Origin of the sequence: Rhodoblastus sp. (genome assembly GCF_041915505.1) — a bacterium.
GTDB lineage: Bacteria > Pseudomonadota > Alphaproteobacteria > Rhizobiales > Beijerinckiaceae > Rhodoblastus.
Genome location: NZ_JAYSBG010000171.1, coordinates 1 through 7,298 on the forward strand (window position 1 = coordinate 1; position 7,298 = coordinate 7,298).

The following is a 7,298-nucleotide window of genomic DNA, read 5'->3' on the forward strand; positions in this document are numbered from 1 at the left end:
TCTGGGCCGCGTTCAGCGCGATCCTGCCCACCTTCACGCCGCAAGAATGCGCCAACTTCTTTGCCGCCGCTGGATATGACCCGGATTAAGGCGAATCCGCTCTAATGGCAAGTTGAACGCGGCGCGCGAACAATCAATCCAAGCCAAGCGGTGATCATCGTCCGCATCTTTCGTGATTATCTGGCCGGCAAGTCGGGCAGACGCATCGCGATGGAACTCAATTGGGAAGGCGTGCCGGTGCCAGGCGGCGGCGCATGGGGCTTTTCCACGATCAACGGCAACGCCAAGCGCGGCACCGGAATTCTCAACAACCAGAATGTACATCGGCCGCCTGATTTGGAACCGTCAACACTTCCTCCGCAACCCGGATACGGGGAAGAACTTCATGCCGCCCTCGAGAACGGCGACGAAGCGAATCGCGTTGAAGCCCGGGAAATCCCGCGCTCGCTCATCGACGCCAAGCGCAATCTCATCCTGATCGGCGGCACGGGCACGGGCAAAACCCATCTTGCGATCGCAATCGCCGCCGCCGCCATTCGCGCCCGCGCGCGAGGCCGTTTCTTCAATCTTGTCGATCTCGTCAATAAGCTCGAACAGGAAAAAGCCGCAGGGAAAAGCGGCAGGATCGTCGAAACCCTGCTACGTCAGGATTTGATTGTCATCGACGAACTCGGCTATTTGCCGTTCAGCCACGCCGGCGCGCAGCTGTTGTTCCATCTGATCAGCAAGCTTTATGAAAACACCTCGATCATTATCACGACCAATCTCGCCTTCGCCGATTGGCCGCAGGTCTTTGGCGACGCCAAAATGACCATCGCCATGCTCGACCGGCTCACGCATCACTGCGATATCGTCGAGACCGGAAACGAGAGCTGGCGCTTCAAGAACCGCTCCTGACCATCAACCAACAGTAACCCTCCGGTGAGGGCCGCGGGAACGCTGGCGTCTGATCAGTGCTGGCGGTTCTGGCTTTTTAGGAATCCGGCTTTGCCGAGTGTTCGGCGTCGGACGAGCTTGGCGATGCGTTGATTGATGGCGTCGCGTGCGATATCGCCGGGGTCGAAACGACCGCCATACCATTGCTTGACCTGGCGATGTTCGGGATGGCGCGGCTTCGCCATGGCTTCGAGGAAGTTTTCGAATCCGGGAACGCCGCCGACATCCTCCGGCGGCGCGCGGCGCTCGCCTTCGACGAAGCGTGGGTATTCAAGGGCTGGATCGGCGTCGACGACGCCTTCGACCGTAATCGAATGCCGCCAGTCGTCGCCGAAGTCATAGGTGTAGGCAAAAGCATTGACGCCGCGCTCGATCAAGGCGCCGATCCGGACATTGCGCGCGGCATAAGTCTCCCAGCCAAGATCCCATTCGGGATTGGGCACGGCGTACCGTCTTTCGCCGACGCGGAACTCGAAGAGATGATAATCCTCGAACAGCATGACCGCCTGGATGACGTCGTGCAGGCCCTTCAGGCTCGCGGTGAGTGGAACTTCGACGCGGCGCCAGATGACGGGCTCGGCATCATCAAGCCGGATGTGCAGGCGGGCGATGCGTTCAGCGCCGCTCATGACGCCAGCGCCATTGCCGGCTGCGCCGCTGTCCAGTTCCAGGGAAGAAGTTCGGTGAGCCGGGTCGTGGGCGTGTCCGCGATGCGGGCGAGGACATCGGCAAGCCACGCCTGCGGGTCAACGTCGTTGAGTTTGGCGGTCGTGATCAACGTCGCCATGAAGGCGGCGCGATCGGCGCCCCGGTCGGAACCAGCGAAGAGCCACGCCTTTCTGCCGAGAGCGAAGCCCCGCAACGCCCGTTCGGCGGCATTGTTGGTCAGGCAGACGCGGCCATGTTCGGCATCATCTGGCGGACACATGGTCCGCGCCTCGCGCGCGCGTTGGGCTTGCGGACATTCGTTCGTACCTGCGGAAATTTCCGCATCGGTCAAAGGGGCGAATTTGTCGGAATGGTCATCCATTGCGGCGCCCTCCGATTTCCAGCCCCAGCATTTGCGCCAACAGTCGCGCCGCCTCGCCCTGCGAAACCTCCGCCAGATAGGCAACCAGCGAAACGGGATCGCCGCCTTTGTCGCGGGTGGCGAAATCGCACCATTTGCCGTTAAAGCGATTGACCTTGAATGAGCCGAGCCGCCGATCCGCCCGGCGAGGATTCAGCGCCAGCACTTCCCGCCCGATGGTCTTGCCGCCGGGCAGGAGACGATTCAGCACGGCAGGGAAAGCCGCCAGCGCCGCAGCGTTGATCTTGTCGAAGTCGAGAGCGCTATTCATGACAGCGCCCTCCCCAGGTCCGCCAGAATGGCGACGGCTTGCGCAAGACAGGGCAAAAGGCGAGAGCGCCGAGCGATGTAAAGCACGGCGAAATTCGCTTCCCGATTGGAGTCGGCGATGGTAGAAGTGTCGTTGTTGCGAATAGAGACTTCCGCCCGGTTGCCGCCTGCCAGCGTCGCCGGGCTTCGCATATTTGGGGCGCCCATCATTGCGCGCCCCCGTTCAGCAGAGCTTCAAGTGCGTCGCGCGGAATGAGGCGCCTGCCGCCGATGCGGACGCTGCGAAGCGTCCCATCTTTCATCATTTTGTAAAGCGTCGAACGCGACCAGCCGTAGGTCTTAGCAGCTTCTTTGACGTGAAACGCTCGTTTTTCGTTGTCAGGATTTGTTCGCATTGTGACCGTCCTTAGTTAGCCAGGGCGGTCTTCAGATATCTCCACAGAAACCCGTTGCGCACGATCATTTGCACGCAACGCGACGTGCATTACGACTTATTTTTTTCTCTCTTCCGCGCAAATAGCGGTTTCAATTGGCCATTTTCAAACCAGCCAGCATAGTGCTGTGTTCTCTCTCGAAAGTCGCCATTGGGAAACCATCTCTTCACCGTCGATGCCGAGACACCAAGGATACTTCCAATGAGACGATATGACGGCTCAACTCCTTTGGACAGCAACTGAGCAGCAATCATTGCGGCGTTGGATGCCTTTCGTTTTTTTTCCACGTCATCATCGGTAGTGTTGTTAAAAATATGCAGCTGATGCTTTATAAGGACGATCAAATCTCTGCTTATTGTTAAGTCATCATTCCAACTTAAGGCGTCGAGACAGGATCTAATGAAATAATTAACGAAGGCGTCTCCAATAGCGTTATGCCGTGAGACAGTATGTGTCTTTCCAGAACTGATAATTTTATCACGATCAATTATTTTTTCTATCATCAATAAGCTCAATCTTGATTGAGCATTCTCATCTGCGTCAAGGCACAAGCACCAGTCAGATGGATCAATACGTAAATCTCTTATTTCATTTTCGTGTGTAAGAACAAATTCCATCCCTTGGTTAGTTGCTATTTCGATTTCTATGTCAGGATTTAGTTTTCGCAGATTTACGTAATTTTGAATGGACGGGTCGGCCTTATAAGCCTTCGTAACGTCATTGAATCCGGTTTTGTCTCGTGATTGAAAATCGTCATCCACTGGCGCGCATCCGCTGGCATCGCAAGAACATGCGGAAACCGGGCGATGCGTCCCGGCATTCAGTTGGCCTACCTGTCCGCGCGAGCGTCATCATACCGGCAAGGACGACCTGAGACAAAGAGGGAACACAGGATATCCGCAGGAATTGCGGCGTCAGCCCTCGTTCTCGCGCGCCGGTAGGATTGCCGGCGCACGCCTTTCGTCCGGCGACAAACCCTCAAGCAGCCGAAAAAGGGATCGTTCGCAAATTCCGCGCGTTCCGCCCGGCGCTTCCTTTCGGCGCTGGCGATGTAGCCGGTGATTGCGATGGCGTCCGCCTTGGTCTTGTAAGGACCGGACCACTCTTCGGCGCCATCGGGATAGTGGATCATCGTCACCTGCCGTTCACACGTCCGCCCGCGCCATTCGACGATTTCGCGCGAGACGGTGAAAATCGGGCAGCTCCGCCCCGTCAATTGCAGCACGTCACCCATGCCGCTCAATCCTGCCCGGCGGCGCGCAGGCTGACGACTTCGCCGCCCTTCTTGAGCCGGTCCAGATAATCCGCCCACCACTGCGCCATTTCAACGCGCTCAGCCCAAAAGGCCCCGCGCGCATAAGCGCGGCGAACCGGGTCCGGGTCTTGATGCGCCAAGGCGCGTTCGATGGCGTCGGCGGAAAATTTTCCGCTCTCGTTCAACAGAGTCGAGGCCGTGGCGCGGAATCCGTGCGCCGTGACTTGCTCTTGCGTGAAGCCCATGCGTCGCATCGAGGCGTTCATCGTGTTTTCACTGATAGGCCGATCTTTGGAGCGGACGCCCGGAAAGACCAGCCACCCGCCGCCGGTCAATTCTTTCAGGCCTTCCAGAATGGCGAGCGCCTGACGCGGCAGCGGAACTTGATGTTCCCGCCGCATCTTGGTCCGGCTTGCGGGTATCGTCCAAACCGCCTTGTTCAGATCAAATTCAACCCATTCCGCCAGCCGCAATTCGCCGGGGCGGGTAAAGACCAGCGGCAAGAGTTTCAGCGCTGCGACGGTTTCGGGCTGGCCGTCAAAGGCGTCCAGCGAGCGGAGGAAGGCGCCCAGCGCCACAGGATCGGTTATCGCGGCGCGATGCTTGGTCTTGGGCGCGACCAGCGCGCCTTTGAGCACCGCCGTCGGGTCGGTTTCCGCTCGCGCCGTGGCGATGGCATAACGAAAGACAGCGCCGATCGTCGCGCGCAGCCGCTTGGCGGTTTCCAGATTACCCCGCGCCTCAATCGCTTTAAGCGCGGCCAGTATCTCAGCCGCCGTAATTTGACCTATGGGCCGTTCTCCGATTTTCGGCAGAACCAGCGACAGAAGCCATTCGATCTTGGCCAGCGTTGCCGGCGCCCGGCCCTCGCGCTGGAGTTTGTCGCTATAGTCCATTGCCACAAGTTTGAACGTGATACCCGCCGCCGATACCCGCGCCAGCTTTTCAACCTTTTTCTGCTCGCCAGGATCAATGCTCGACGCCAACAGCGCCCGCGCTTCGTCCCTCTTGGCGCGGGCGTCCTTCAACGAAACTTCCGGGTATGAGCCCAGCGCCAGCAGCTTTTCTTTGCCCGCAAACCGATAAGCGACGCGCCAAAGTTTCGATTCGGACGGATTGACCAGCAGGAAAAGCCAACCGCCATCCGACAGCTTGTAGGGCTTCTCGCGGGGCTTCGCGGCTTTGATTTGCACGTCAGTAAGAGGCATTGCGGGTATCGCCTTTCGGGTATCTGGCTCGATACCCCGGAATCGTACCCGCTTTTTTTGTGGCTGCAAGCGCACGTCATAGGACGGATAAAAACAGCCTGAGACGCCAAACCTCAGGGTTTCCTATGGTTTTTCATACAGTTGCGGACGATTTCGGACGGCCTCGGAAGGGGAAGTGGTGCCGCAAGAGGGATTCGAACCCCCGACCCCCTCATTACGAATGAGGTGCTCTACCAGCTGAGCTATTGCGGCGAAAAGGCTTGGTCCTCATAGCAGATTGCGAGGCGCGATCAAGCCTCTTCCGCTTTGCCCAACAAATCCGGCCGGCGCGCGCGGGTCAGCCGTTCCGACTGCTCGCGCCGCCAGCGCGCGATCCGCGCATGGTCACCGGAGAGCAGCACGTCGGGAATGGCGCGGCCCTCCCAGTCGCGCGGGCGGGTATAATGCGGATATTCGAGCAGGCCGCCCTCAAAGCTTTCGTCCTCGCCCGATTCGTCCTTGCCCATCACGCCGGGCAGCAGGCGCACGCAGGCGTCGAGCAGGGTCAAGGCCGCGATTTCGCCGCCGGACAGGATGTAATCGCCGATCGAAACCTCGGTCAGGCCGCGCCCCTCGATCACCCGTTCGTCCACGCCCTCGAACCGGCCGCAGACCACAATCACGCCCGGACCCGCCGCGAACTGGCGGACCACGGGCTGGTTCAACGCCTTTCCGCGCGGGCTCATCAGCAGGCGCGGGCGCGGATCGTCCGGCGCCACACCGGCGTCGAGGCTCGCCGCGAGCACATCGGCGCGCAGCACCATGCCCGGCCCGCCGCCCGCCGGCGTGTCGTCGACCGCCCGGTGACGGCCGAGGCCGTGTTCGCGGATATTTTTCGCCTCCAGAGCCCACAGTCCGTTTTCCAGCGCCGCCCCGGCCATGGAGGCGCCGAGCGGGCCCGGAAACATTTCGGGATAAAGCGTGAAGACGCTGGCCGTCCACATGGTCAGGCGTCCCGGTCGGAGCCGTCATCCGCCTCGGCGGGCGGGACGACGACGACCTTGCCGCCAGCGAGATCGACTTCCGGGACCACCGCGCGCGTAAAGGGCAGCAGCAGGGTTTCGCCCGCCGGGGGGGCGATTTCGAGAATGTCGCCGGCGCCGTAATTGGGCACCGCCACGATCGTGCCGATCGCCACGCCCTCGGGCGTCTCGGCGCGCAGGCCGATCAGGTCGCTGCAATAGAACTCGTCCTCGTCCGGCGGCGGCAGGTTTTCGCGCGCCAGATAGAGTTTTTCATGGGTCAGTTTTTGCGCGGCGTCGCGGTCGTTGACCCCTTTCACTCGCACGACGAGCAGGTCGTCCTTGAGCAAGCGGGCGGAGAGGATGTCATGCACGCGCCCGGAAGCGCCGTTCACGGGGCCATGTTCGGCAACGTCGAGGGGATTCTGCATAAAACTCTTCAGGCGGATTTCGCCGCGCACGCCATGGGGCGCGCCGAAAACGCCGACCAGAACCTTGTCGTCCATATCGCGCAAGCCCCCAAAACAAACAGGCGCCGCCGCTTTTCCTGCGGCGGCGCCCGAAACCTGGCCTGCGCCGGCTTATTCCGCCGAAGCGGCGGCGGCTTCGGCGGCGGCCGCGGCGGCGGCGCGTTCCTGGGCCTTCTTCTTGGGCTGAGCCTTCTGCGGGTTATTGCGCGGCTCGCGCTTCAAGGCGCCGACGCCGTCGAGCAGGCGGGCGACGCGGTCGGTCGCCTGCGCGCCCTTGCCGAGCCATTCCTTGGCCTTTTCGACGTCGAGCACGAGGCGGGTTTCCGAATCCTTCGGCGCCAGCGGATCGAAAGTGCCGAGCTTCTCGATGAAGCGGCCATCGCGCGGCGAACGGGCGTCGGCGACGACAACGCGGTAGAACGGACGCTTCTTGGCGCCGCCGCGCGACAGACGGATTTTCAACGACATGTTTTTCTTCCTTGCATGGTCCCTTGCGGGAGATTTCGCCGAGGGGCGGGCGGTTCGATCAACGTGCAACAGCCGGCCCCTCTTCCGGCAGTTCCGCGCGGGTGTTCCGCGCGGCGAAACTCATTTTTTCTTGCCGAACGGGTTGAGGCCCGAAAGGCCGCCCAGTCCGGGCAGGCCCGAGGGCTTG

General features: G+C 61.0%; 9 protein-coding genes, 1 tRNA gene and 3 pseudogenes. 2 read left to right on the forward strand and 11 right to left on the reverse strand.

Annotated elements, in window-relative coordinates; all coding sequences use genetic code 11:
* Nucleotides 1-150: 150 nt before the first annotated feature.
* Both ACE3S9_RS11680 and istB read left to right on the forward strand, forming a co-directional pair.
* Nucleotides 151-249 (forward strand): annotated as a pseudogene (locus ACE3S9_RS11680) (recombinase family protein); the annotation flags it as partial.
* 201 nt (nt 250-450) lie between these two features.
* A pseudogene (gene istB / locus ACE3S9_RS11685) lies at nt 451-897 on the forward strand (IS21-like element helper ATPase IstB); the annotation flags it as partial.
* Nucleotides 898-950: 53 nt separating this feature from the next.
* Here the strand turns inward: istB and ACE3S9_RS11690 are convergent.
* The 11 genes and pseudogenes from ACE3S9_RS11690 to rpsP form a co-directional block, all read right to left on the reverse strand.
* Nucleotides 951-1,565: a plasmid pRiA4b ORF-3 family protein gene (locus ACE3S9_RS11690; RefSeq protein WP_374546637.1), complete on the reverse strand. Its 615-nt coding sequence runs from the start codon at nt 1,563-1,565 to the stop codon at nt 951-953.
* Nucleotides 1,562-1,837, reverse strand: a pseudogene (locus ACE3S9_RS11695) (transposase domain-containing protein); the annotation flags it as partial. The gene ACE3S9_RS11690 and the pseudogene ACE3S9_RS11695, both read right to left, overlap by 4 nt.
* Before the next feature lie 121 nt (nt 1,838-1,958).
* On the reverse strand, nt 1,959-2,276 hold the full coding sequence (locus tag ACE3S9_RS11700) for a hypothetical protein (protein WP_374546638.1): 318 nt from the start codon (nt 2,274-2,276) through the stop codon (nt 1,959-1,961).
* A gap of 205 nt (nt 2,277-2,481) precedes the next feature.
* Complete coding sequence (locus tag ACE3S9_RS11705) at nt 2,482-2,670, reverse strand: helix-turn-helix domain-containing protein (RefSeq protein ID WP_374546639.1); 189 nt, start codon at nt 2,668-2,670, stop codon at nt 2,482-2,484.
* Between the two features lie 89 nt (nt 2,671-2,759).
* Nucleotides 2,760-3,470, reverse strand: a complete 711-nt coding sequence (locus tag ACE3S9_RS11710) for a hypothetical protein (protein WP_374546640.1) — start codon at nt 3,468-3,470, stop codon at nt 2,760-2,762.
* Nucleotides 3,471-3,538: 68 nt separating this feature from the next.
* Nucleotides 3,539-3,943, reverse strand: a complete 405-nt coding sequence (locus ACE3S9_RS11715; protein ID WP_374546641.1) for a hypothetical protein — start codon at nt 3,941-3,943, stop codon at nt 3,539-3,541.
* Nucleotides 3,944-3,948: 5 nt separating this feature from the next.
* Entirely contained in the window at nt 3,949-5,241 is a 1,293-nt protein-coding gene (locus tag ACE3S9_RS11720; protein ID WP_374546642.1) for a tyrosine-type recombinase/integrase, read from the reverse strand.
* Between the two features lie 107 nt (nt 5,242-5,348).
* A tRNA-Thr gene (locus ACE3S9_RS11725) sits at nt 5,349-5,424 on the reverse strand.
* 38 nt (nt 5,425-5,462) lie between these two features.
* Nucleotides 5,463-6,155, reverse strand: coding sequence for a tRNA (guanosine(37)-N1)-methyltransferase TrmD (gene trmD / locus ACE3S9_RS11730; protein ID WP_374546643.1), 693 nt, complete (start codon nt 6,153-6,155; stop codon nt 5,463-5,465).
* Nucleotides 6,156-6,157: 2 nt separating this feature from the next.
* Entirely contained in the window at nt 6,158-6,679 is a 522-nt protein-coding gene (rimM, locus tag ACE3S9_RS11735; protein ID WP_374546644.1) for a ribosome maturation factor RimM, read from the reverse strand.
* A 75-nt stretch (nt 6,680-6,754) separates the two neighbouring features.
* Complete coding sequence (gene rpsP, locus ACE3S9_RS11740; RefSeq protein WP_374546645.1) at nt 6,755-7,111, reverse strand: 30S ribosomal protein S16; 357 nt, start codon at nt 7,109-7,111, stop codon at nt 6,755-6,757.
* Between the last annotated feature and the right edge of the window lie 187 nt (nt 7,112-7,298).